26 protein-coding genes are annotated in these 25,266 nt (G+C 51.7%); 1 reads left to right on the forward strand and 25 read right to left on the reverse strand.

Going from position 1 to position 25,266, the window contains the following annotated elements; translation table 11 throughout:
• Nucleotides 1–3: 3 nt before the first annotated feature.
• A complete protein-coding gene (gene gap, locus NE473_RS18700) occupies nt 4–1,035 on the reverse strand; it encodes a type I glyceraldehyde-3-phosphate dehydrogenase (protein WP_006773221.1) in 1,032 nt (343 codons plus the stop codon).
• A gap of 193 nt (nt 1,036–1,228) precedes the next feature.
• Complete coding sequence (locus tag NE473_RS18705; RefSeq protein ID WP_055651792.1) at nt 1,229–2,896, reverse strand: Na/Pi cotransporter family protein; 1,668 nt, start codon at nt 2,894–2,896, stop codon at nt 1,229–1,231.
• Nucleotides 2,897–3,149: 253 nt separating this feature from the next.
• Between NE473_RS18705 and NE473_RS18710 the strand changes: the two genes are divergently transcribed.
• Complete coding sequence (locus NE473_RS18710) at nt 3,150–3,947, forward strand: histidinol-phosphatase HisJ family protein (RefSeq protein ID WP_055651793.1); 798 nt, start codon at nt 3,150–3,152, stop codon at nt 3,945–3,947.
• A 138-nt stretch (nt 3,948–4,085) separates the two neighbouring features.
• Here NE473_RS18710 and NE473_RS18715 read toward each other — a convergent pair whose 3' ends face one another.
• From NE473_RS18715 to NE473_RS18825, 23 genes are all read right to left on the reverse strand, one after another.
• A complete protein-coding gene (locus NE473_RS18715; protein ID WP_006773224.1) occupies nt 4,086–4,352 on the reverse strand; it encodes a hypothetical protein in 267 nt (88 codons plus the stop codon).
• Nucleotides 4,353–4,356: 4 nt separating this feature from the next.
• Nucleotides 4,357–5,436: a DMT family transporter gene (locus NE473_RS18720; RefSeq protein ID WP_022030898.1), complete on the reverse strand. Its 1,080-nt coding sequence runs from the start codon at nt 5,434–5,436 to the stop codon at nt 4,357–4,359.
• Between the two features lie 33 nt (nt 5,437–5,469).
• Nucleotides 5,470–5,757 (reverse strand): ethanolamine utilization microcompartment protein EutM, encoded by a 288-nt coding sequence (gene eutM / locus NE473_RS18725; RefSeq protein WP_002602437.1) that lies wholly within the window; start codon nt 5,755–5,757, stop codon nt 5,470–5,472.
• A gap of 29 nt (nt 5,758–5,786) precedes the next feature.
• On the reverse strand, nt 5,787–6,470 hold the full coding sequence (locus tag NE473_RS18730; RefSeq protein WP_055651794.1) for a phosphate propanoyltransferase: 684 nt from the start codon (nt 6,468–6,470) through the stop codon (nt 5,787–5,789).
• A gap of 21 nt (nt 6,471–6,491) precedes the next feature.
• Nucleotides 6,492–8,078 carry an acetaldehyde dehydrogenase (acetylating) gene (locus NE473_RS18735; RefSeq protein WP_055651795.1) on the reverse strand — a complete coding sequence of 529 codons (1,587 nt, stop codon included), beginning with the start codon at nt 8,076–8,078 and terminating at the stop codon, nt 6,492–6,494.
• A 114-nt stretch (nt 8,079–8,192) separates the two neighbouring features.
• Nucleotides 8,193–8,777 (reverse strand): BMC domain-containing protein, encoded by a 585-nt coding sequence (locus NE473_RS32590; RefSeq protein WP_006773229.1) that lies wholly within the window; start codon nt 8,775–8,777, stop codon nt 8,193–8,195.
• A gap of 10 nt (nt 8,778–8,787) precedes the next feature.
• The gene (locus NE473_RS18745) at nt 8,788–9,423 is read right to left on the reverse strand and encodes a EutQ-related cupin domain-containing protein (protein WP_006773230.1); all 636 of its coding nucleotides are present in this window, start codon (nt 9,421–9,423) and stop codon (nt 8,788–8,790) included.
• A gap of 54 nt (nt 9,424–9,477) precedes the next feature.
• Nucleotides 9,478–9,741, reverse strand: coding sequence for a EutN/CcmL family microcompartment protein (locus NE473_RS18750; protein WP_006773231.1), 264 nt, complete (start codon nt 9,739–9,741; stop codon nt 9,478–9,480).
• A complete protein-coding gene (locus NE473_RS18755) occupies nt 9,735–10,040 on the reverse strand; it encodes a BMC domain-containing protein (RefSeq protein WP_006773232.1) in 306 nt (101 codons plus the stop codon). Before NE473_RS18755 ends, NE473_RS18750 begins: the two co-directional genes overlap by 7 nt.
• Before the next feature lie 16 nt (nt 10,041–10,056).
• Entirely contained in the window at nt 10,057–10,902 is an 846-nt protein-coding gene (eutJ, locus tag NE473_RS18760; RefSeq protein ID WP_022030894.1) for an ethanolamine utilization protein EutJ, read from the reverse strand.
• The gene (locus NE473_RS18765) at nt 10,884–11,564 is read right to left on the reverse strand and encodes a hypothetical protein (protein WP_256265358.1); all 681 of its coding nucleotides are present in this window, start codon (nt 11,562–11,564) and stop codon (nt 10,884–10,886) included. The genes eutJ and NE473_RS18765 overlap by 19 nt, the downstream gene beginning before the upstream one ends.
• Complete coding sequence (locus NE473_RS18770; RefSeq protein ID WP_055651797.1) at nt 11,564–12,703, reverse strand: 1-propanol dehydrogenase PduQ; 1,140 nt, start codon at nt 12,701–12,703, stop codon at nt 11,564–11,566. Before NE473_RS18770 ends, NE473_RS18765 begins: the two co-directional genes overlap by 1 nt.
• Nucleotides 12,704–12,731: 28 nt before the next feature.
• Entirely contained in the window at nt 12,732–13,169 is a 438-nt protein-coding gene (locus NE473_RS18775) for a EutP/PduV family microcompartment system protein (RefSeq protein WP_055651798.1), read from the reverse strand.
• Nucleotides 13,166–13,519 (reverse strand): BMC domain-containing protein, encoded by a 354-nt coding sequence (locus NE473_RS18780; RefSeq protein WP_055651799.1) that lies wholly within the window; start codon nt 13,517–13,519, stop codon nt 13,166–13,168. The genes NE473_RS18775 and NE473_RS18780 overlap by 4 nt, the downstream gene beginning before the upstream one ends.
• Before the next feature lie 10 nt (nt 13,520–13,529).
• On the reverse strand, nt 13,530–14,483 hold the full coding sequence (gene cutD / locus NE473_RS18785; RefSeq protein ID WP_022030889.1) for a choline TMA-lyase-activating enzyme: 954 nt from the start codon (nt 14,481–14,483) through the stop codon (nt 13,530–13,532).
• Nucleotides 14,484–14,511: 28 nt separating this feature from the next.
• The gene (gene cutC / locus NE473_RS18790; protein WP_055651800.1) at nt 14,512–17,052 is read right to left on the reverse strand and encodes a choline trimethylamine-lyase; all 2,541 of its coding nucleotides are present in this window, start codon (nt 17,050–17,052) and stop codon (nt 14,512–14,514) included.
• Between the two features lie 23 nt (nt 17,053–17,075).
• A complete protein-coding gene (locus NE473_RS18795; protein WP_055651801.1) occupies nt 17,076–18,542 on the reverse strand; it encodes an aldehyde dehydrogenase family protein in 1,467 nt (488 codons plus the stop codon).
• An 18-nt stretch (nt 18,543–18,560) separates the two neighbouring features.
• The gene (locus NE473_RS18800) at nt 18,561–18,869 is read right to left on the reverse strand and encodes a BMC domain-containing protein (RefSeq protein WP_006773242.1); all 309 of its coding nucleotides are present in this window, start codon (nt 18,867–18,869) and stop codon (nt 18,561–18,563) included.
• Nucleotides 18,870–18,901: 32 nt separating this feature from the next.
• Nucleotides 18,902–19,198, reverse strand: coding sequence for a BMC domain-containing protein (locus NE473_RS18805; RefSeq protein ID WP_006773243.1), 297 nt, complete (start codon nt 19,196–19,198; stop codon nt 18,902–18,904).
• A 15-nt stretch (nt 19,199–19,213) separates the two neighbouring features.
• Nucleotides 19,214–19,501, reverse strand: coding sequence for an ethanolamine utilization microcompartment protein EutM (eutM, locus tag NE473_RS18810; protein WP_002602420.1), 288 nt, complete (start codon nt 19,499–19,501; stop codon nt 19,214–19,216).
• 414 nt (nt 19,502–19,915) lie between these two features.
• Complete coding sequence (locus NE473_RS18815; protein WP_055651802.1) at nt 19,916–20,773, reverse strand: MerR family transcriptional regulator; 858 nt, start codon at nt 20,771–20,773, stop codon at nt 19,916–19,918.
• Nucleotides 20,774–20,918: 145 nt separating this feature from the next.
• Nucleotides 20,919–22,286 (reverse strand): argininosuccinate lyase, encoded by a 1,368-nt coding sequence (gene argH, locus NE473_RS18820; RefSeq protein WP_055651803.1) that lies wholly within the window; start codon nt 22,284–22,286, stop codon nt 20,919–20,921.
• A 13-nt stretch (nt 22,287–22,299) separates the two neighbouring features.
• Nucleotides 22,300–25,245: a YfhO family protein gene (locus NE473_RS18825; protein ID WP_341465630.1), complete on the reverse strand. Its 2,946-nt coding sequence runs from the start codon at nt 25,243–25,245 to the stop codon at nt 22,300–22,302.
• Between the last annotated feature and the right edge of the window lie 21 nt (nt 25,246–25,266).

The raw sequence follows: 25,266 nt of genomic DNA on the forward strand, positions 1-25,266 counted from the left end.
TCATTAGCCTAATTCAGCGAAGTACTTAATTGTACGAACCATCTGGCTTGTATAGGAATTCTCATTGTCATACCAGGAAACAACCTGTACCTGATATAAGTCATCACCAAGGCTGGAAACCATGGTCTGAGTAGCATCGAACAGAGAACCGTATCTCATACCGATAACGTCAGAAGAAACGATCGGATCTTCTTCGTAGCCGAAGGATTCGGAAGCTGCTGCCTTCATAGCTGCGTTGATGCCTTCTTTTGTAACGTCTTTGCCCTTAACAACAGCTACTAAGATTGTTGTGGAACCTGTCGGAACCGGAACACGCTGAGCGGAACCGATTAACTTGCCGTTTAATTCCGGAATAACAAGGCCGATTGCTTTTGCAGCGCCTGTGGAGTTCGGAACGATGTTGGCAGCGCCAGCTCTTGCTCTTCTTAAATCGCCTTTTCTGTGCGGTCCGTCAAGGATCATCTGATCGCCTGTGTAAGCATGGATTGTGCTCATGATACCGGACTGGATCGGAGCGTAATCGTTAAGAGCCTTAGCCATAGGAGCCAGGCAGTTTGTTGTACAGGAAGCTGCGGAGATGATGGTATCATCTGCAGTTAATGTCTTCTCGTTTACGCTGTAAACGATCGTTGGCAGATCGCTGCCTGCTGGTGCGGAGATAACAACCTTCTTAGCGCCGGCATTGATGTGTGCCTGAGATTTATCTTTGGAGCAGTAGAAGCCAGTACACTCTAATACTACATCTACGCCGATTTCTCCCCAAGGAAGATTAGCAGCATCTTTTTCTGCGTAAATCTTGATGGTCTTGCCGTCTACAGTAATGGAGTCCTCTCCTGCTTCTACTGTGTGAAGGCCTTCGCCGATACGTCCTGTGTATCCACCCTGAGCGGTGTCATATTTTAATAAATGAGCTAACATCTTCGGATCTGTTAAATCGTTGATAGCTACTACATCATAACCTTCTGCACCAAACATCTGTCTGAATGCAAGACGACCGATACGACCAAAACCGTTAATCGCTACTTTTACTGCCATAATTCAATTCCTCCTAAGAATAAAATTAATTTGATTGTTCTTTTTCAACCACAAACCCATTATCTGTAAAGGATAATGAATTTCCTGTGATTTTGTTAAAATAAAATCAACTACCCTTTATTCTACCTAATAATCCATTAAATAGCAAGTCCTTTTTTTCATTTTTTAGATTTTGTTACTTTTTTAACATGTTCTACATCTCGTCTTTCACGTATCCGGCAAGATTGTATGCGTGGTCAGAAATACGCTCCAGATTGCTGATGAGATCTAAGAACACCACGCCTGCCGAAGGATCACATTTGCCGGCAGACAGCCGCTCAATATGCTTTTCTCTCAGCTCCTCCTCCAGCGTGTCCACCTCATCCTCGTACTGGCTTACCTTTCTGACATCGTCCATATCTCCCTTCCGGCGGGCCTCAATGGAATGCTGAAAGGACTTAAAAGCGGTCTCACAGATAATATGAAGATCCGACTCACCGGTTTCCGAAAAGCTGATATTATGCTGTACCATGTATTCCGCCTGCTCAGCCAGATTTTCCGCATGGTCTCCCACGCGTTCAATGTCATTGATGCTGTAGAATAAGTCATTGACGATCAGCTTCTGCCGCTCCGTCAAAGACAGATTGTTGACCTTAACCAGATATTCCGTCAGCATCTTCTCCATATTATTGATGGTCTGCTCCGTTTTATACACGTCTTCGACTTCATCCGCATTCTTTGTCAAAACCGCGTCCATGGCTCTTCTGACATTTTCCATGGTGATCTGCCCCATATGGACCACTTCCATGGCCGCCGTCTCCAGGGCAAAGGCAGGCGATTCAAAGATTCTCTCATCCAGATGCTTCATCGTCTCAGACTCTTCGTCCGTGGCAATCGGTTCCTTCTTATCCTCCGGAACGAAAATACCGGAGAGCTTCACCAGCTGATTGGCAAACGGGAAGAGAAGCGCCGTGTTCGTCAGGTTGAAGATCGTATGGAAAATCGATATCTGCACCGAGGTGATGTTGTGAGCCGCCAGCAGCGGATACAGGGAAAACAGGACAAACGAAATCACTCCGAAGATCACCGCTCCCATCATATTGAAGGTCAGATGGATCACTGCCGCTCTCTTGGCGGTTCTGGAACCGCCGATACTCGATATCATGGCCGTTACACAGGAACCGATATTCTGTCCCAGCGTAATGAAAATCGCCGCATTTGTCGTAACCACACCGTTCATCGCCAGAGTCTGCAAGATACCGACCGAAGCGGAGGAGCTCTGAAGAAGAGCCGTAACCAGAGCACCGATGAGCATTCCAAGAATCGGATTGCTTCCCAGCAGACGGAACGCCTCCGAGAATACAGGCGCGTCGGTGTATGGTGATATGGAACTCGACATAAAATCCAGACCAATAAACAAAAGACCAAGGCCGACCAGGATCTCTCCCGCCGTTTTCATCTTCTGCTTTTTACCAAATAACATGAAAATTGCTCCGATCCCGATTAACAGCGGAGCAAAAAACGCCGGCTGGAATACGGCGAACGCATCCCCCAGCTGGTTCATGGATACGATCCAGGCCGTAATCGTCGTACCGATATTGGCACCCATGATTACGCCGACCGCCTGTGTCAGATTCAGAACCCCGGCACTTACAAACCCCACCACCATAACCGTCGTGGCACCGCTGCTCTGAATGATAGCCGTGATCAGCGCACCCAGAAGAACCGCCATCAGACGGTTGTTTGTCAGCATTCCCAGGAACTGGCTCATCTTGCTTCCGGCGGTCTTCTGCATACCGTCGGCCATGATGTTCATACCATACAGGAACATCCCCAGTCCACCGATAAAGCTGAACAGACTTGATATGTCATTGACAGACATTGTTACCTCCTTGTAACCCCTTTTTCAGTTGCATTCTTATCTCTTTTTATCAGGCGCCGGCGTCATGCCAAAAGAACTCCCTCCGCCGCGCACATTTCTAATGATATCATAGACGGGAATATCTTTTCAACGCTTTTTATGAATTCTGTAAACTTTTGGTAAAAAGTGTGTAAAGCTGACGAATCCTGCGTTGCTTTTCCCTACGATATTGATTATAATGGGTTTAGTTTTCATTCAGAGAGAGGAGACAGTCATGCTGCCAGATTACCATCTGCACACGGATTTTTCCGGTGACTCCACGACACCCCCGAGAGCGCAGATCGAGCGCGCCATACAGCTGGGAATGGATTCACTGTGCATCACAGACCACCACGATTACGATGTGGATTCCATCATTGACTTTACACTGGATTTGGACCCCTACATGAGTTCTCTTGCCAGTCTTCAGGAAGAATACAGAGACCGGATCGATGTGAGAATCGGGATAGAACTGGGACTGCAGGTCCATTTAAAGGACTATTTTAAGGAACTGACCCGCAGATATCCCTTTGATTTCGTTATCGGTTCCACTCATTTCATAGACAGAAAGGATCCCGCCTACCCGGAGTTTTTTAAGGAGAGAGGGGAGGCCAACGCCTACCTTCAGTATTTTGAGACTACGCTGGAGAATGTCAGCCATTTAGATGATTACGACGTGGCGGGGCACATCGACTACATCGTCCGTTACGGTCCCAACAAGGCCGCCTTCTACAGCTATGAAGCGTACAGGGACATCCTCGACAGGATTCTTAAGGCTGTCATTGAACACGGCAAAGGGATTGAATGCAACACGGCCGGACTGCGGAAGGGAATCAGCCAGCCCAACCCGGCGTCAGATGTGCTGAAACGCTACCGGGAGTTAGGCGGAGAAATCCTGACCATCGGCTCGGACGCCCATATCCCGGAAGATTTAGGGGCCGATTTCGAACAGACAAGGGAACTGCTGAAAGAATGCGGATTCTCGTATTATACCGTGTTCCGCAAGAGGAAACCGGTTTATCTTCCGCTTTAAGCGGAAAGGCAGAAGCAAGTGCACCAGGACAGTCAAAAAAGACGGGATGCAGCCCATCGGCGGGATGCACACCGTCTTTTTCCAGTTATCAGCCTTCCAGGCTTTACTGCCCCAGGCAAATCGAGTTATGTTTCGCCGTCAGTCTTTAATATACCGGTTGATCGTCGCCCTCTGCTCCTCATTCGCCCGGTAGTAAATCCTTAAATTCCCGGCTTCGTCCAGTTCAAATCTGGATTCCTCCAAGAGTCCGTTGGCTTCATCCGTCATCAGGGTCTCGATAACAGCCTTTAATGTCAGCCCCTTAAACTTACCGTATTCCCCCTTTAATGCGTCGATCACATCTTCCGCACAGGCCTCGGGAACTTTTGTAAAATGTTTGATAATCGCATAGCTCAGTGGTTTCATCTCCCTAGTCCTCCTTTTTCCGAAACAGATCCAGCGGATTCATGGCAATCATGAGAATACCGAAAATCATCAGAATTGCTGCCGCCCAGACGATGGGCGGAAGTGACCAGCCGTCGATTCCGCAGACAACGCCAAGGATAATCCAGCAGAAAAACGGTCCCCAGAAGGAGAATGCCCCGTTGCACGCCATGCCGAGCGCCGCACCGCACATGCTGTTGCCCTTATACCACAGACTGTATGCAAACAGGGCAAAGAAACCGCTGATCACGAAGAAGATCATGGCCGGGCCGCTGGTAAAGGCCTGAGCCGTTAAGTGGGGAGCAATGCCGATGTTGCCGGCAATGATGCCAAAAATGGGAACCAGAATACACAGGTTGGAAAGTCCGGAAGTACACTGACGAATCGTAATACCGATCTCATAGTCGATCAGAGTCGTACCGTATCCGGCCACACAGCCCTCGATTCCCCAGCCCAGAGCCGCGATAAATGCAATACAGATTCCCAGCAGTCTGCCTTCCGGCGCGTCACCGCCAAGGCTGGTGCTTCCAATCATAAAGCTGGAGAGAACACAGATCACAATACCTGCTACCATACGTTTATTCAGTTCCTGTTTATAGAGGATTCTTCCTAAAATCGCACCGATTGCAGGGCATAGCGCCGAAATCGGAATAACAATGGATCCTGCCATCTGAAGTCCAACCACATAGGCCGCACTGGAGATGGGACCGCCCACCAGTGCTGCGGCAATCATGATCCAACCTGGTTTCGTCTTTAAACAGCGGAAAAAGTCACCCAGTTTTCCCTTGATTCCGGCGATCAGAAGCGCCCACACCGCGCTGCACGTATCGTTGATTGCACTTCCCAGCGAGCCGAGCAGATATGTAATGACAAAAGCGGACAATGCCGCCGTGTTGGGACCATACCAGTCCGCCCATACGCCCTTTGTCATTCCCAGTGTCATAAACGCGGAGTATAATCCGTAACAGATACCGGACAAGATCGCAACAAATACACCCTTCTTAAAAAACTGAGCAGATAATTTTTTCTTCGCAGCAATGGCCGCTGCACCTGCACCTTCATTCATGCCTGTAACCCCTCCTTATTGGTTGAATTCCTTCTATTCTTCCCTTGCTGCCGCCGGAAGAATGGTCTCTACCTCTGCGTGAGGACGGGGAATTACATGAACGGATACAAGTTCGCCTACTCTCTGGGCTGCCGCAGCGCCTGCGTCGGTCGCTGCCTTTACTGCTCCCACATCGCCTCTTACCATAACGGTCACGAGGCCGCCTCCAACGAATTCCTTGCCGATTAATGTAACATTTGCTGCTTTCACCATGGCGTCTGCCGCCTCGATAGATCCAACCAGACCTTTTGTCTCAATCATTCCTAATGCATCGTATTTCATTGTAAAATCCTCCTGAATTTTTTATTATTTTATATATCAGTCTTACTGCTTTCCATTATAAGCGCAGCTGTCGCAGCGCCTCCGAGTCCCATCCCATTGGCTTCCTCTGTATCCACATGGCACTCCAGTGCGGAATCCGGCGTTACACGGATTACCACGTTGCGATAGATTCCTCCGCGGATTCCATCGATTTCAATCGAAACAGACTGGCCGTCGTGAACGCCAAACTCTGCCGCATCATCCGGATGCATGTGGATATGGCGCTGTGCCACCATCAGGCCCTCCTTCGTCTGCACGGATCCCTTCGGTCCCACCAGAGTGATTCCCGGCGTTCCGTCTAAATCACCGGACAGCCGCGGTTCCGCTTTCGTGCCCAGTTTAAAACAGTCTCCGGCCAGAATCTCCACCTGTGTCCTGCTTCTGACCGGTCCCAGTATTCTTACCTTTTCAATGGCGCCCTTCGGTCCGCAGACCGTAACGGTTTCCTTACAGGCAAACTGGCCGGGCTGAGATAAATCCTTCGCCTTTGTCAGCTCATACCCGCAGCCAAACAGGGTATCCAAATCGGCCCGGGATAAATGCACATGACGGTTGGATATGCCGATCGGCACCGTGTTCGCACGCGGTTTCGCGGACGCGTCTCCAGAAGCTGTTCCGCCTTCATTCTTTACCGCTTCCAAAAGAAGCTTGATCATTGCCTCATACTGATCCATCGGTTTCCTCCTTCTGACGCTTTACTGGTTCTTCATGGCGATAACCAGTTCTCTTACAAGCGCCGCCAGCTTATCGCTGTCACAGTCACTGGTTCCTGCATGTGTCTCACACGCAGTCCCGCAGGAAGACTGTTTCCTGTCGAAGGAAGCCACGAAATCCGCCGGGCTGGCGGCCGTACTGCAGGTTCCGCCGCAGCTGGACTGTGGGGACAGCTCCGGATGGCGGAAGGTTTTATCTTCCTGCACCAGTGTAGCACAATTTTTCACCCCAAACGCAACTTTTTTGATATTAATTAGGTGCTTCGGGCTTACATTTTCAGAAACAGAACTGCCGCCGCAGGTTCCGCATCCTAAGGTAAAGGAGGTTGCCAGTCCCGTGCTGATTCCGGTGCCTCCCATGCTTCCTCCGGTGTTGACCAGAATACGGGAAGCCGGTTTTGCAGCAAACCGTCTCACCATCTCCCTGTCTTCTGTGTGGATGCTCATGGTGTGGCCGATTCCGTTCTGAAGCAGACGGATGCTGAGTTCGCAGGCTTCCTGCCAGTCCTTTACGGTATAGAACGCAAGCACGGTAGTCAGCTTTTCGTAAGATAACGGATATCCTTCGCCAACGCCGCCCTGTTCTCCGATCAGGACCCGCGTTCCGGCCGGAATGGTAATCTTCGCCGCCTCCGCTATGACCTGTGGGCTTCTTCCCACAAATTTTGCATTCATATTGTGGCTTCCGCTCTTGAAAAGCAGCGCACAAACCTTCTCTGTCTCCTCCGGCGTCATAAAATAGGCGCCCTGGCTCTTCAGTTCCGCAACAACCGCATCTTTATTGCACTCCTCCACGACGATGGACTGTTCGGAGGCACAGATCGTACCGTAGTCGAAGGTCTTGCTTGCCATGATATTGCTGACAGCCTGTTTGATGTCGGCTGTGCGCTCGATGTATGCCGGGGAGTTGCCAGCCCCCACTCCCAGAGCCGGTTTTCCCGCGCTGTACGCCGCTTTTACCATACCCGGGCCGCCGGTAGCGATGATTAAATTCACCTCTTTGCATTTCATCAGTTCATTGGTGGCTCCCATAGTCGGCATGGTGATACAGCCGATGATGTCCTCCGGAGCCCCCGCTTCCACCGCCGCGTCCCGCATCAGTTCTGCCGCTTTCAGGGTACATTTTGCCGCAGACGGATGAGGGGAAAATACGATGGCATTGCCTGATTTCACTGCAATAATCGATTTGAAAATCGTAGTGGACGTCGGATTGGTTGACGGAACGATTCCCATCACCAGCCCCACCGGCGCCGCCACATCCATCGTATGTTTTACCGGATCTTCGTCGATGATCCCCACGGTCTTCATATCTTTTATCTCTTCATACAGCAAGGTGGAAGCTGCATGATTTTTATAGGCCTTATCCTCCGCCTTTCCGAAGCCGGTCTCCTCCGCTGCCATTTTTCCAAGGCAGACCGCGTGTTCCTCGGCAGCCCTTACCATATTCTGTAAAATTATCTCTATCTGCTCCTGGGAGTAGGTAGCCATCTTTTTCGCCGCGATTTCTCCTTTTCTGGCTAAATCTCTGGCTTCCTGGATGGAACGCAAATCAAAATCAAAGTTTTCCATTGTCAGGATCTCCTTTTCTTCTATATTGTTTCCGCGATGATCCGCGGATCATTGACTCTTCACGGAAATGGATTCCGACGGCCGGAATGAACGTTCAGCCGCGCTCCGTCCCCGTCAGTCATTTCGATTTTCGTAATAGTTCTTTAATTCCTCCAGCAGCAGTTGCTTATTCGCTCTGGACACTTCCCTGCCGGAGATCTTCAGTTCTCCGTATTCACGGGCCAGCGTCCGTAACGCTGTTACTTTCAGTCTGTCCGCCATTGCCAGGCCTTCGGCAGCGCCGTACTGTTCAACGATGGAATCCAGGGTCTGGCGGTCCAGTTTCTCCGGAAGGGCAGACACTTCCAATTCCACAGCGTTTTCCGGTATTTCAGCAGGTTCCGGCTCTCTCACTTCCACATCCGCGCCCGGCTTCCCGCCGGGTTTCCCCGGTGTAAACAGGATATCAAGCTCCTCATGAGGCCGTGGAATGACCAGTCTTGCTGCCAGGCTGGAAGCCGTGATCCGTTCCACCGCCGCCGCACCGGCATCCACCGCTGCCTGAACCGCTGCCACGTCACCGGTCACCGCTATGGCAACCAGCCCGCCGCCTACGCGCGTTTTTTCAATCAACGTGACATCCGCAGCTTTCACCATGGCATCTGCAGCTTCCACAGCCGCCAGAGTGCCTCTTGTCTCTATCAGTCCAAGTGCCATCATGGCTACCTCCTTACAGCAAATCCGCCCAGTTGGCCGGATATGTGGCATAGAACACTCTCGCCCGGTCCGGAGATCCCCATACGACTTTGGAATTTGCCGGTACAAACAGCACATCTCCGGCATGGGCAGTATACGTCTTTCCATCGATGGTAATCGTCAGTGTGCCTTCGATCACATAGTCGATCTCTTCATACGTCAGTTCCCAGTCAAATTTCGAGTTTTCAATAATCAGGAAACCGGCGCTGATATGGGATTCATCCTTGCTGACCAGTTCCTGAAAATACGCTGTCGCATCCGGATTCCCCGTGTCAAACACATCCATTTTCACGGTTCTTCCGCGAACCACCTTTAAACCGTTCCCATGGTGTTCCTCTTCGTATGGCTTAGAGGGCGTCTGTAAACCGCCCTGCTCCAGTATTGTTTTCAGCAGCTGGCAGAGTCCCGCGGCGTCCATCTTATCCAGTCCCGCAAACACACCGGCACAGGCCGGTTCCGGCTGGCTTATAGAATCCGTAAACCGTATCCCATACGCCTCAGCTGCGTCCTTTGCGGAAGGTGTAATGATTGTGTCACTGTCCACGCAGTACTCGGTCTTTCCCTGTTTGCCGCACTCCTCGATATCTCTGGCGCAAACTAACTTTTTCATGGTACCACATCCCTTCTTGTCTGCGAATCTATCTGTTGGAAACGCCTGTTTCTTCTATATAAATTCACAATCTTCATCAATAATTCCCACTACCACGGCGTCCACCGGAATCCCGTCGTCGCCCAGCATACGGCGCGCGGAAGAACCGGTCGTTATGATCACCCGGTCTCCGATTCCGGCGCTGATGGTGTCCACCACGATCATTCGCTCTCCCGTTCTCGTCCCGCTGATGATCTCCGCCATCATAAACTTAAATCCGCTTAGGGATTCCGCTTTTCTGGTTGCCCAGACATTGCCGATCAGCTTTGCAGTTACCATTCCGGTGTCCCCTCTTTCTCTTTCCGCTTAATTTCCCCGAGGGCCGCCTCCACAGAGGCGGTATCCCCGAAAATAGCCAGCAGCACCATATTCTGAGGGCAGTTTCCGCGAATGTCTTCCACGGTAACGCCGACCGCCTTTTCCGCCACATCGGCGGCGCACACCATCTCAATCATCCGGCCCTGGACCAGACCGACCGCATCCACCGACTCGATGGGGATCGATGCTCCCGATCCCTTTCTTCTTAACAGGATATCGAGGGTGCCTTGCGCCGGTGATTTTATGATTCTGATTTCCATGTCACATTACCTCATTTCACTCACAGGCCTCCCGGGTACAGCTTCTTGCAATCCCCAGCGGGGTTACAAACATGGGATTATCCGGTTTATACGTCGGTATTCCCGTTCTCTTTTCAATAATGTCCTCGATCCCCGCCAGGCAGCAGGTTCCTCCCACTAAGTAGATGCCTTCCACCTGATGGCCTTCTAAATGGCGGTTGATGATGGAAGATACCTTTTCCACCACCGGCTTTAAGACCGGCAGCAGTTCCTTATGGTGAGAGGGGTCCCGCTTGTAGCGTTCGGCCTCCCCGAAGGGAAGCCCGTAGGCCCCGGATATAACGAGTGAAAAATGCGTTCCGCCGGTAGCCTCATCCGCCACATAAACCACCTTTCCATCTTTTAAGATGGAGATTCCCGTAGTTCCGCCTCCGATATCCACGACCGCGCCGTTCTTAATCTTTAACACGGCGTTGGCTGCGGTTGGCTCATCGAGAAGGGCTGTGATTTCAAAGCCCGCGCCCTGAACCACATTTTTGATGGCCCCGGAATCCAGTTCGTCGGTTCCGGGAGGTATGGCGGCCGCCGCATATAAGAGTTCACAGCCCAGCTTTTCCTCCAGTTCCTCCTTCATCTCCCGGACGATCCGGATGGCGCCGATATAATCCACGACCATACCGTCCCGCACCACATCGGCATACCGGTAAGCGCCGGCAGCAGGCTTAAAGTTTTCATCCAGAACCGCCACGACGACACAGGCCGTCCCTAAATCCACTCCGGTGTAATAGACGGAAGAACCGTTTGTTACCGGGCTTTTTACGACTCGCTCGAACTCCTTTACCAGGCTGTCGCATTCCTCAAATGTTATTCCTTCTTTTGACATGTATTTCCTCCAAATAACTGGCATATTAACTGGGATAAACCATTAATCACCTGATGAAGCTCCCGCTTTTTGCCGTCTCCCAGCTCCTGTTCCACGTAAGGGCCCAGTTCCCGCAGGAGGCAGCGCAGCCGGTGAAGCCGGATTAAATCCAGCCCCCGGTCTGACTGGACGTGGAAGGCGGTAATCTCGAAACAGTCCTCCATCTCCTCAGAAAAATTATCCGGGCAGATTCCGGAGCAGGCCTGGCACGGCAGCAGACACGTTTCCGCCTCTTCAGACAGCCCTGCCAGGCATCGCTCCATAACAAAGGTCCGCTGGGCCAGAAGCACATCGTGCTCCTTAAACTGAAGCCCTGTTTCCAAAAATAAAGCCTGTGCCGACTTAAGACGGCTTTGAAGCTTCTTTTTACCGTCTGCCTTTTCATTAAGAGCCATTTCATCAGAAGTCTTTTCATCAGCAGCCTTTCCGCCAGACGCCGTTTCAGAAGTCCCGTTGTCTCTAAACTTCTTTGGAGAAATATATTCATCCGGAACCCGGATTCCACGGTCCCCCAGAAACTGCCTGGCTCCCGGCGTCAGCCGTGTCCCCGGTTCTGTTTCATACGTTGTAAAAGGGGTGGTGCGGTATAAATCTCTCAAATCCGCTTCGGTTATGTATTTCATCAATATCCCCCTTTACACAGACACCGGTATAAATTCTCTAACTCTTCTTTCGACGGCTTTCTGGGATTCGTCACCGTGCAGTTGTCATCCAAAGCAAGCTGTGCCATATCGCCTGCGGCCTCCAGGAATTCCTCCATGTCCACGCCGCATTCCGTTATATACTGAGGAATATGGATCTGATTCATCAGATTCCTGATCTGACGGATCAGTCCGTGTACAGTCGCCTTGTCGGTTCCCGCCGAGATTCCCAGCATATTGGCCACTTCCACGTACCGTTTTAAGGCCGCCGTCTCTCCCGGAGTATCCAGCCCCGCATTGTAAGCGATCACATGGCAGAGTAGCATCGCATTGCTTCTTCCGTGCGGAATATGAAATCTTCCGCCCAGCGCGTGGGCCAGGCTGTGACAGATTCCCAGGGATGCCCCGTTAAATGCCACGCCGGCCAGGCACGACGCATTATGCATCTTCTCCCTGGCTTCCATGCAGCTTCCGTCTTCCACTGCGGTTTTTAAGTAACGCCATACCAGCCGGACCGCTTTCTCCGCACAGGCATCCGTGAAGTCGCCGGCGTCTGTGGAAACGTATGCTTCCAGCGCATGAGTCAGCACATCCATGCCGGTATCCGCCGTAATATGGGGTGGAACCGAAACGGTAAACCGCGGATCCAACAGCGCCGTATCCGGCACCATGGAATCGTCCACCAGCGGATATTTCGCCTGTTTTTCCGGGTCCGAGATCACAGCAAAGGAGGTAACCTCGCTTCCCGTTCCGCTCGTCGTCGGAATCGCAATCAGTTCCGGCCGCTCCGTCTGGCTCATGCCGGAGTAAAGCAGGCCTGCCGCCTTTGCCGTATCGATGGCTGAGCCGCCGCCCAGCGCAATCACAGCGTCCGGTCTGCATACCAGCATCTGTTCGATGGCTTTAGACACCACCGCAATGGTGGGATCCGGCACAACCTCGGCGAAAACCGTGAATTCTGCTCCCGCTTCCTCCAATAGCTCCGTCACCATATCCACTTTATGAGAACTTTTCATAAACGGATCGCAGATCACAAACGCCTTTTTTATTCCCATATCCCGGAGCGTTTCCAGAGAAGCTTCCCCGAGATACACTTTTGTTTTCATAATAAACTGTTTCATTTTATTCCCGCCTCCTTTCTCCTGAATTTTAATAGCTGTTCAGCCGTCTCTCCAGTTCATCAAGCCCCTCCCCGGAGGGAAATACCACCCGGTAAAACGGAGGCTGAACCCCGGCCTTTAACAGTTCCTTTTCACACCGTTCCAGCTGCTCCCGGCTCTTTCCCGCCTTTGTTATGACTCCGATGACCGGAGCACGGAAGGCCAGGGCAAAACCGGGGGAATATACCTCCCTCGTCTTTGTCTGATCCACCAGCATCAGAACATGAGATGCATTCTGGGCCTCCGCAATCAGGTGCTGTACCATCCAGGGAGATTCCAAGTAGGCGGCGGGAGCATCGATCGTCCGTGCCCCGTAGACCAGACAGGGCGTCCGCTTTACCGGAGAGTGATCGCCGTTCAGTGCATGGGCCAGAGTCGTTTTTCCGCTCCCGCCAGCCCCTATTACCATAATTCTCTTCGTTCTCATGTTCTCGTCACCGGTGTCACGGCAAAGCCAAGCACGGTCTTAAGCGTCCGGCAGACGGAGGCAAGAGCCGTCTCCACGCTCTGGACATCTCCGGCTATGACTACCGATCCCGTGAAGCGGTCTAAAAATCCAACCTCCACGTCGGCCGCCTTGGCCGCGATATCCGCAGCGATAACAGCCGTCTCAAATGGGGAGAGCGTCAGGATACCGATGGCTCCCGCTGCGTCAATTCCAAGGCATTCATACACCTCCGGCACCGGTGATGCAATCACATGGGCGATCGTGACCTGTTTGCCGGGTACGGATTCCTCGATCACCCGGCTAACGCCGGTAAGTTCCTTTCCCTCCATGGCTCTCCTTTCAGTGTCTTACCACAGTGACAGGGAACTGATACTCTTTCAGCCAGCCCTCGATCCGCGATAAATCCCCGTCGCTTAAGCTGGGATCTCCGTCGATGGGATAGGGCCGGTCCAGCTGATTGTATTTGTTTACCCCCATCTTGTGGTATGGGAGCAGGTCAATTCCCTTAAAGTTCTTATAATCCCGAAACGGCATCAAAAACCGGATTACCTGGTCGATCTCTTCCCTGCTGTCGTTAATCCCCTTTAACATGGGCATTCTTACCTTGACGTTGTAACGCCGGTGCAGAAGCTCCTTTAAGTTTTCCAGGATCAGTTCATTGTTTACACCAGCCAGCTCATTGTGGCGCTCCGGGTCCATATGCTTGATATCGAACAGAAATAAGTCCACATACTCCGCAATCTTTAGGATGGTCTCCGTCTTCGCAAAGCCGCAGGTCTCGATGGCGGTGTTGATTCCCTCCTGCTTACAGGCCATCAGCAGATTTAAAGCCGCCTCCGGCTGGGAAGTCACCTCTCCGCCGCCCAGCGTCACGCCGCCCCCCGACTGCTCGTAGAAGGCCTCATCCTCGGAAATAATCTTTAACAGCTCCGAGATGGTCCTGACCTCACCGGAGATCGTCAGCGCCTCCCGGGGACATGCCTCCATGCATTTTCTGCATCCGGTACAGTCCCGGTCTCTTAAGATTTCGTGTTTGCCGGTCTCCGGGGAGATCACGTGAATCCCCGCGGGGCAGGCAGCCGCACACGCCCCGCAGTCCACACAGGATCGTTTCTTAAACATGACCTGAAAACTCCGGTCCATTCCCTCCGGATTGGAACACCATTTGCAGCGCAGCGGACAGCCCTTAAAAAACACGATGGTGCGGATGCCCGGTCCGTCGTACATGTTATACTTCTGAATATTAAATATCAGAGCCTTGCGTTCAATCGAACCTGCATGTGTCTGATTCATCGTCATTCATCTCCAATTTCCGGTTCTTTTATAAATGGGTCAGCATGGTTCTGCTGATAATCTCATCCTGAACATCCTTGCAGAGTTCCACGAAAAAGGCGCTGTATCCGGCTACCCGGACGATTAAGTCACGGTATTTCTCCGGATGCTTCTGAGCTTCCAGGAGCGTATTGTTATCCAGATAGTTAAACTGCATCTCGCCGTTTCCGAAAATGCTGGCGGTACGGAGCAGGGTGATCAGGCTCTCTTCCCCTTCCGGAGTGTCTAAGAGGCCTGCCATGATCTTAAAGTTATGTACCAGACCGATGTTCATGCTGTCGTTTGCCATCTTGGACACCGACTTAATGATAGCCGTCGGCCCCTTGTAGTCCGCGCCCTGGGTTGGGCTGATGCCGTCGGATAACGGGAGCCATGCGCCCCGGCCGTTGGCCGAAGCCCCTGTCATCTGCCCAAACGGTGTGTTATTGGAGATGGACAGCGTGCCGTGGCTTAAATGGGAATACAGCGTCTTGTATTTTCTGTGCTCTGCCTCCGTAAAATCAACTAAATCCGCTGCGATGAGATCTGCGTAATCATCATCATTGCCGTACTTCGGAGCGTTTAAGCAGTCTGCTTTGATCTGGTCGTATCCAACGAAATCCGCTTTTAACGCTTCGTTTAGCTGCTCCAGTGTGTACTTCTTATCGTCAAATACCAGCTTTTTGATGGCAGCCATGGAGTCGGTGTAGGTGGCGAGACCCGACCATACGACACCCGGGCCGTAATTGTACATCGCACCGCCGGAGGAAACGTCTTTTCCTTTCTCCATACAGCCCTCGTACATGATCGACATCAGCGGCTTCGGAGCCAGTTCCTTATGGACTCTCTGGGAAATCACCGTAGCCACGTCGGTCCATTTTGTCACGTATTTAATCTCTTCCTTTACGGCTGCGTCAAATTCCTCAAAGGTCTTAAACCGGCTCAAATCTCCCATGTCCGGGCAGACCTGTTTGCCGTACCAGAGCGGAACGCCATGGTTTAACACCAGTTCGATGCAGACCGGCCACTGGGTATATGCGGTGGAGGTCCACTGATAGAGACGGCCCGATTTCTGCGGCTCCACACAGCCCATCAGACAGTAGTCTCTGGCATCCTCGATGCTCACGCCCTTTGCCAGCATCATCTTGATGTGGGCGTCGTCGAAGTGGCAGGCCGGGAAGCCCATGCCGGAGCGGATCACGTCCACAATCTTTTTCATATATTTCTTAGGGGACTTGTTGTGGATCCGGCAGGCCAGGGAAGGCTGGTAAATCTTCACGTGGCGGACAGCGTCCATCAGCAGATACGTCAGGTCATTGGTCGCGTCGCGTCCGTCTCTCGTCACGCCGCCTACACACATATTGACGAACGGCTGGTATCCGGCGAAGAACTTGGAACCGCCCTCGCTGGTGATCCACATCATTTCGGACATCTTAATCAGCATACAGCCGGCAAGCTCGAAGGCCTGAAAATCATTTAACCGGCCGGATTCGATATCGCCCTTGTAGAACGGGTACATATACTGATCCACGCGGCCGATGGACATACCGGTCTGATTTTCCTCTACTACCAGAAGGGATTCGATGGTCCATACCGCCTGAATCGCCTCCCAGAAGGTTTCCGGCTTATGAGCCGGTACCCGGGCGTTGACCTCGGATATCTTTAAGAGCTCTGCTTTCCTCTTTGGATCCGCCTCTTTTGCAGCCAGCTCCGCCGCGTATTCAGACAGACGCTTTGCGTAAATCATAACGCCTTCGGTGGTATCGATGATGGATTTATAGAAATAGATCTTCTCGATGTCATCGGGATTCTCATAATCCAGCTGCTCCAAATGCTCCTTTGCCTCTCTCTGGATATCCAGCATCCCCTTTTTCATCAGGATTACGTCGTATCCGGGGTTGGAATCCCCGCCGCCGTTTAACGCATGGTAGGAACAGTCTGAAACGAAGGACTCGCCGGAAAGCTCCCATACGCCGGCTTCCCTGTACTGGTCCTCGCAGTACTCATCCACAGATTTGCCCTTCCAGAACGGGAACAGCTCCTCTCTCATGATTTTCTTGTCTTCCTCTGAAATGTAGAACGGGTCCTGGGCACGGGTCCCGATGGTATCGATCTCGTCCTCCATCCATCTCCAGGCGATATCCGGTGAAAATGCACCTGCTCTCGGCGCTCCGCACGGTGCTCCGACGATCAGCTCATGGTCCTGGATGACCAGCGGCGCCGTCTCGCAGCAGTAACGGAAACATTTAGCGCGGAGAAGAATCTTCGGCATGCCCGGATTCTCTTTCGCGATCTTTGTGATGGCTCTCGCGCGGTAAGTCGTAATGGAAGGTACCTGTTTCAAGTAATTTTCCTTCAAAAGCTGAAGGCGCTCTGTGATCCCATCCGGAACCGCTGTGCCTTCCCCGCTGTATACTCCGCTTTTTTTCGGAGCGCTCTTCGGCAGATCACCGGAAACGGATTCCAGCATCTTCACCAGCGCAGCCCGCTGTTCCGGCGACATATTTCTGGTCGCATCTGTAAATTTATCTGTAAACTCACGAATATCCAATTTGTGTTACCCCTCTTTCCTGCTTAGTTTTCTTCGGCCATCCACTCCAGAAGCTTCTTCATCGCCCGCTCCAGGTCGTCATCCAGGCCGTTCTCTGCTTCATTCTTAAGGACGCCGCCTGCCATCCGGTCTTCGATCTCCCGCACTCCGTATCCCACATTCCTGATGTAGATCAGATTCATGGGGGAGACGCTGTCCGAGGTGATTCCGACTCCCGCCGTTATGCTCCCCAGCGTCATGGCCGGAAACAGATTCGTCGTCACCCCCATGCTCCCGAATACAGCCGGGGTGTTCACCAGCATCCTGGCAACCGGTTTCTTCAGGGCAAACTGGCGGATGACGTCTTCAGCCTTCGAATGAATCACCAGTGTGTGTCCGTGGCTCTCATTCGCCAGCAGCTCGATGCATTTTTCACAGGCGTGAATCCAGTCATTTTCTATGTAATACACCAGAACCGGACACAGCAGCGCTCTGGCATAAGGATTTCTGTCTGATATATATTTCTGTTCGGATACCAGCACCTTCACGGCATCCGGGACGGAAAATCCGGCTCTCCGGGCCAGCTCCCGGGCCGGTTTTCCAACCAGCTCAGGATCCTGGCTGCCGTTATCAGGACAAAGCAGCCCAATCAGCCGTTTCTCTTCCTCTCCCGACATAAAGTAGGCGCCGTTCCTCTGGAATTCCCGTTTCGCCTCACCGGCGATACAGCTGTCTGCAACGATATACTGTTCCGCCGCCGGCACGATTCCGCAGTCGAAGCTCCGGCTGGCCACAATGGCTTTCACCGCCTTTGGAATATCGGCCGTCCTCTCGATAAACGCGGGAGATCCCACGGTGCCTCCATAGATAAACGGTTTTCCCGCGGCCTTCACGGCCTCTGTCATCTCCGGAACACCGGTACTGATCACCAGCGACACGGCCGGATGGCCGATCAGCGCTTCCGTTCCCTGCCTGGTTACCGTGCCCAGATACGAGAGCGCGCCGTCCGGGAGTCCTGCCTCAGCAGCCGCTTCCATCAGAATATCAAGCGCTCTTGCCGTTGTCTTAACGGCCCGCTCATGAGGTGCAAAGACGATGGCATTGCCTGATTTTACCGCGATCAGCGCCTGATAGACGGCCGTTGATACCGGATTCTCAGCAGGGGTCAGCGCCGCGATAATTCCCAGAGGAACGCCAACCTTCATCACTTTCTTTTCCCGGTCCTCCGATATGATTCCCACACAGCGCGCATTCTTCAGTTCGGCTGGCAGGTATTTACAGATATACCGGTTCTTTCTGTATTTGTCCTGCCAGTTTCCATATTCTGTCTCCTCGCAGGACATAACCGCCAGCTCTCTGGCGTGTTTTTCCGCCGCCTGCGCCATATGTACTACAATGCGGTCCAGCCTTTCCTGTTCAAAACCAGCCAGGACTTTTCTCGCTTCGCCTGCATTTTCCATCAGGATTCTGGCTTCCTGGACAGAGAGCAGGTCTTTATCAACAAAACGCATTGTCTACGCTTCCTTTCCTTACTCCGCCGGCAGAAGATTCTTTAAGGAGTAACGTGTGATGATCTTCTCCAGATCCGGGTGGGGCCGCGGGATTACAACGGAGCTGTAAACCTCGGCTCCCATGGCTTCCACGGCCTTTACTCCGGCCTCTACCGCTGTCTTACATGCTCCCACATCGCCGCGCACCAGCACGGATATGTATCCGGAAGCTACATTCTCATATCCGATCAGTTCCACATCGGCCGCCTTGCACATCGCATCCGCGGCTTCCAGAACAAATACCAGGCCAAATGTTTCAATGGAACCAATGGCTTCATATCTTTCCATATACTTTCTTCCTTCCTGCCGATTTTCTGTTTTTACGCATCAACATCGTGTACGGATACAATATCGCCTACTCCCTGAATCGGTCTCGGCATTACATTCTTAGCCGTCAGCTTCCCGATGGCTGCTGCCGCCGCTGCCCCGGCTTCCACCGAAGACCGCACCGCCGCCACATCTCCCTTGACCATGATGGTGACAAGGGTGGAACCTACGTTTTCGTAGGAAATGAGTTCCACGTCTGCTGCCTTTAACATCTTATCCGCTGCTTCCAGCGCGGGTGTCAGACCAATGGTCTCCACCAGTCCCAGTGCCTCTTCTCCGTAATATCTCACCTGCGCGACCTCCTCCTATTCAGGTTTTCTGCAGACAGGAAGGATGCACTCCACCTCTGCATGGGGGCGGGGAATGACGTGGACGGATACCAGCTCGCCTACGCGCTGTGCCGCTGCCGCTCCCGCATCCGTCGCAGCCTTTACTGCTCCCACATCACCTCTCACCATAACGGTAACGAGACCTCCTCCTACGTGCTCCTTGCCGATTAAAGTGACATTGGCAGCCTTTACCATGGCGTCTGCCGCTTCGATCGATCCTACCAGCCCTTTTGTTTCAATCATTCCCAATGCATCGTACTTCATGAAAGTTCCTCCTTCTGGATTCCAAAATTAGATACAATATCTAATTTTTCTCTTTAATCCATCTTTTTTATATGCATTTAGTATATCCCCTCCCCCTATGTGGAATGTCAAGCCTCTTTTTTATCGGGATAAATCTAAATAATTTTTATATTATAAACATTTTTATTTGTTTTTCTAAATATTATTTTGCATATTACAGGTAAAAGTGCATAATACACCTTCCCCTTAGGGTAATGTTAAAACAATAACAATACCCGTAAACTGACGTGAGCTGAATATTTGCATAAAAAAAGACAACCATATTCCTGTGAAGCTATGGTTGTCTCTCTGAAACCTTCCCCTCAAGGGGAAGGTTTCAGCATCCTCTTATTCAATTTTCACAAATATTTTTCGTTCCCCATCGAGCTTCTCAAATTATCTGCACTCTTCCATCCTGGTAACCGGTACCAGCACTTCCGTCACAAACTCCGATGCTACCCGCGTGGTCCAGTAATCCACCACATACCGTTCAAAAGACTCCTCACCGCAGAGATATCCTTTCTTCAGCGCCCACTCCTCGATCTTCTCATATTCCCGGCCGATTGTGTCCAGCGATCCGACGTGATAGACCGAAGCCATCATGGTGCCTCCCAGCGTCTTAAGCTCCGCCTCCTTTACCAGAGGGCGAAGCGGCATCTGCATAATTCTGGCCCGTTTACAAGTCCCAGCCCGCTTTTCACGGAACGACGGGAAATTTAAAATAACCGGACCGGTAATCTCATTATGGATGCTTTCCAGATAATTTACCCACGGAATATTGATGATGGATTCCATGTAATTGTACGAAAAGTCCTGCTCTTTACTGCAGTACACGGTGGAATTCACATATTTGATCGTCACGTCGTGTTCTTTGCGCTGAGAAACAAGCTCTGCCTCACGGACGAGCTCATACCAGTCCTTCACGGCGGTATACCGGTATAAAAGCTCCTGCCGCTCGTTCTGCAGCTCCTCACTTTTGCTTAGAAAGCTTCGCTCCAGACATTGATATGTACTGCCTTCCACCAGATTCTGCATCTGCTCCAGACTGAACCCCATCTGCTTATAATACTTGACCACCGGAACCAGAAGCAGCGTCTCCTCACTGTAATAACGGTAATTATTCTCCTCGCTTACCATGTCCGGAGAGATCACTCCGATCTGGTCATAAAAACGAAGTGCTTTTTTCGATACGTTGCAGATCCGGCTGACTTCACCGATCGAATATAATTTTTTTGTGCTTTGCTTTACCCCCATAGCAAACCATACAGCCTCCTCTGATCAGATTTTGATTTACCCTCACGTATAAACATCTAATATACTTTAGTATAAACCTTCCCCTTTAGAGGAATGCAATAGTTTTTCTGAGAATATTTCCAGAATATGGTTGTTACTATGACGTTCACAGCCTCTCTCTGCACGCTTCTATAACCCTCTTCATGGCCTCCTGGCCAGGTGCGCCGATGGTCATACGCTTTTTCACGCAGGTCTCCATGCTGATGGCGTCATAAATATCTTCCTCAAACACGGGGCTGATCGCCTGAAATTCTTCCAGGGACATCTCATCCAGAGCGATCCCCTTCCCGATACAGTACAGTACCAGCTGTCCCACGATTCCATGGGCGTCGCGGAAGGCCACGCCGTGGTTTACCAGGTAATCCGCGGCATCTGTCGCATTGGTAAAGCCATTCTTCGCACTCGCTTCCATCGCGTCCTTCTTAAAGGTCATGGTAGAGATCATTCCGGTAAAGAGTGCAAGACAGCCTTTTACCGTATCGATGGCATCAAATGTCATCTCCTTGTCTTCCTGCATGTCCTTGTTATAGGCCAGCGGAAGCCCCTTCATCGTCGTCAGGATCGACACGAGAGCCCCATAGACACGGCCCGTCTTACCACGGATCAGCTCCGCGATATCCGGATTCTTCTTCTGGGGCATGATGCTGCTTCCTGTGCTGTAGGAATCGTCGATCTCCACGAACTGGTACTCGTTCGTGTTCCAGATGATAATCTCCTCACAGAACCGGCTCAAATGCATGGAAATGGTCGACAGCGCGCTTAAAAGCTCGATGACATAATCACGATCCGCCACGGAATCCATGCTGTTTAACGCAGGACCCTCGAATCCCAGAAGTTCAGCCGTATACTCCCGGTCCAGCGGGTAGGTGGTGCCTGCCAGCGCGCCGGATCCCAGCGGACAGTAGTTCATCCGTTTTCTGATATCTGAAAGGCGGGTACGGTCGCGGTAAAACATCTCAAAGTAAGCCCCCATATGGTGGGCCAGCGTGATAGGCTGGGCTTTCTGTAAATGAGTAAACCCGGGCATATAGGTGTCCAGATTCTCCTCCATCAGCTTTAACAGCTCTTCCAGAAGAGCTTTCACCAGACCATCTAACTCATCGATCTCATCTCTCGTGTACAGCTTCATGTCCAGGGCCACCTGGTCGTTGCGGCTTCTTCCTGTGTGAAGGCGTTTTCCCGCATCACCGATTCGCTCGGTTAAGACGGCTTCCACAAAGGAATGGATATCCTCATGCTCCGCCGTAAATACCAGCGCCCCGCTCTCTAAATCCCTGCGGATTCCCTCCAGTCCCTCTATGATCGTATCTCTGTCTTCTGTTGTCAGAATCCCCTGCTTCGCCAGCATTTTTACATGGGCTATGCTTCCTTCGATGTCCTGATGGTAAAACTTCTGGTCAAAGGAAAGGGAGGCATTGAAATTGTGTACCAGTTGGTTCGTCTCTTTTGTGAAGCGTCCGCCCCATAATTTCATATCACATTTCTCCTTAGCATTTTATTCTTCTGCGCATGACCGGTTTCTTTCTGCGGCCTGCGGTGATTCCTGCGATGAGAAGCAGCACTGCGGCGCTTCCCGCCGTGACCATACCGCCTGTCTTTAAGCCCTGCGGCATATAGCACAATTCCACAATATGCGTTCCGGCATTGAGCCGTACGCTTAAAAAGGTGTCGAACAGCTTATATGGTTCTGTCTCCTCACCATCCACGTATATGGACCATCCCTTGTCATAGGGGATACTTAAATAGAGAAGCCCTGCCTTTTCGGTGTCGATTCTTCCGGTAATCTCTGTATCGGTTTTCTTTGTCAGTTCCATGGAATTTCTGTTAAGCACGTGATAGACCGATTCCAGTCCTTCCGGGATAAAACGGTACGCCACGGCTACCAGATCCTGCTCGTTGTCGTCGTTGCGGAGAGTCACTTCCTCGCCGGCAGTAATCCAGCCCAGCTCCAGCATGTATCCGCGGTTCACGTTGTCAAAGCTCTTCGTATTTTCCCCCATCAGGGCGCTTACCTTTTCTACCTTTTTGTTGCTCACGTAAACGTAATAGTCGCCCGATACTTCCGGTGTAAAGGTAAAGCTGGTTCCGAGAATCTCGCTCGGCACTTCCTCCAGCACAGGGTCTGCTCCCAGCACCACAGCCAGATCGTTCTGCACGTCCGCGGGATTGGTGATGTCCAGCTGCCAGTTGTCCTCCAGATCGTAAGGCACCATAACGCCTAACGGCAGTGTATATTCATTGCGGTAGAGATACGTATGGTCCTCCACCTCCAGAGGTGTCAGAAGGCCGGTATCCGCCGGTGTCTCGGAATACAGTGCGTATTTCACGGAAAACAGCGAATCTACCAGCGGAGTACTGCCGGTGATACTGTATGCATTGGTGGAGCTCTCACATCCCAGCTTTTTAAAGAACTTCGATAAGTCGGCATTGGCCGTTGACGAGAACAGGGATACGGACGGGAAATTCATCCATGCGCCGTCATTTTTCGTCTTCCTGCTGACCTTTTCCACCCGGTAAAATGTGGGATCGGTAATCCCCTCCGTCAGACTTACGCTGGCGTCATTATCCTTTACGTAGCTGGTTCTGCTGGTCGTGGTGACGCTGGTTACCGTCGTATTGACCGCCGCTTCCACTGAAACGACGCCCAGGGCCAGAAGAATCACGACATTCCGGCTCGCCCCCTTCTGATACAGGCAGATCAGCCCCGCATAGGCCGAAAGGAAGAGAATCGCCACATAGAACACGGAAAAATGGTACGCCTCATCCGTAATCAGCTTCTGGGCCATCAGCACAAATGCGATCGCCGCGAAAAAGGCCAGCACCACATGCTTCCAGGGCGTTTCCTTCAAATGGCTGTACGCCTGATAACACATCAGAAGCATCAGGAAAATATAGATGAAGGACTGGCGGCACGGAAGGCTGTTGGGATAATGGAATCCATGCCAAATAAAATTAAGCACATTAAATGAAAAGCTGGCAAAAAAGAACAGCAGCAGTCCGCAGTACACCACTTTTTCCCGCCGTCTGATGTTCCGGTTTACAAGGTACAGCAGAAACAGCATCAGAACCGCCACGCCGCAGTAGATATTCGGCCAGTGATCCAAACCGATCTCCGTCTCCACATCCGGCAGATGCCTCGCCACCATGTCGAAGATGGGGAAATACGAAGTCACCGTCTTCGGAAAGTTAAAATCCCCGGACGCGGTCATCTGAAGCGCATAAATCTCAGGAAGAAGCACCACCGCGGCCAGACCGCCTGCCAGAAGGGAAAATACCGCAAAGGAGCTGATATTTACCATGTAATCCTTCCACGATTTCTTTCCGTCCATCACCAGCAGGGCGATGAAGTATAACACCATAAAAATACATATCATAATGGATATGTAATAGTTTGACAAAATTGATAACCCTAAAGTAATGCAATAGAGAAAACATTTCTTTTCACGGACCAGGCGTTCCAGTCCCAGCATGATCAGCGGGAACAAAAGGATACAGTCCAGCCACATGATATTCCAGCTGTAAGCCGCCATATAACCGGAAAGGGCATAAAAAATACCGAAAAAGGCGATGCCGAAGTCCGATGTCCTGCAGTGCTTCCGCAGATAATAAGCAAAGCTTAAGCCGCTGAGACCGATCTTGAACACGATCATGTAGGTCATAAACTCGATGATATACGCCTTGGGACAGAGCGCCAGAAGCCAGTTTAAGGGACTGGCCAGATAGTATGCATACAGGGCCGCAAAGTTCACGCCCATTCCCACATCCCAGCTGTACAGAAAGCTGCCGCCATGGGTCAGCTTATGCTGAAATTCAGAAAAGAACGGCGCATACTGGTGGTACATATCCGTTCTTAAGAAGCTCTCTTCCCCAAACGGGAATATCCCGCGCTGGGCAAAGATAATGATCATGATAATAACCGGCACAAAAAACGCAGCCACAAGTCCGTCCGACGGACGTATCAGGCAGATGCTTTCTCTGCCGTCCCGCCTCCGTTTCCCGTCACGCTCATCGTAAGCCGGCTCTTCCTGATCCGAAAATTCAAGGGCTTCCTGATCCGGAAATTCCAGATCTTCCTCATAATCGTACTCTTCCGATTCCACAGGCTCCAGAAAAAGATCCGGTGGATCTTCCTGCACCGAATCCAGCCCGGAGAGCGGCTCCGCCGCGTCCGGAACCTGGCCGCCTTCTGAAGAAACAGGGCCGCCTTCCGCCGGGGACTGCACCGTTCCCGGCTCCTCCTCCCCGTCTCCGCCGGAAGGTGAAACCTCCGCAGAGTCCGACGACACCACGTCTCCATCCCCCAGATCCAGTATAAGTGAAAAATCCTCCAGGGAAGCGGACGGCGTCTTTTTATCCGTCCCATTCTCCGAAGGTATCAAATTTTTCTTCTCCGTTTCAGTTTCTTCACTGCTCCGTTTTTTCTCTGATGTCATTCTTAGTATGTCCTCTAGTTC

The organism is Hungatella sp. SL.1.14 (assembly GCF_024460495.1).
GTDB classification, from domain to species: Bacteria; Bacillota; Clostridia; order Lachnospirales; family Lachnospiraceae; genus Hungatella; species Hungatella hathewayi.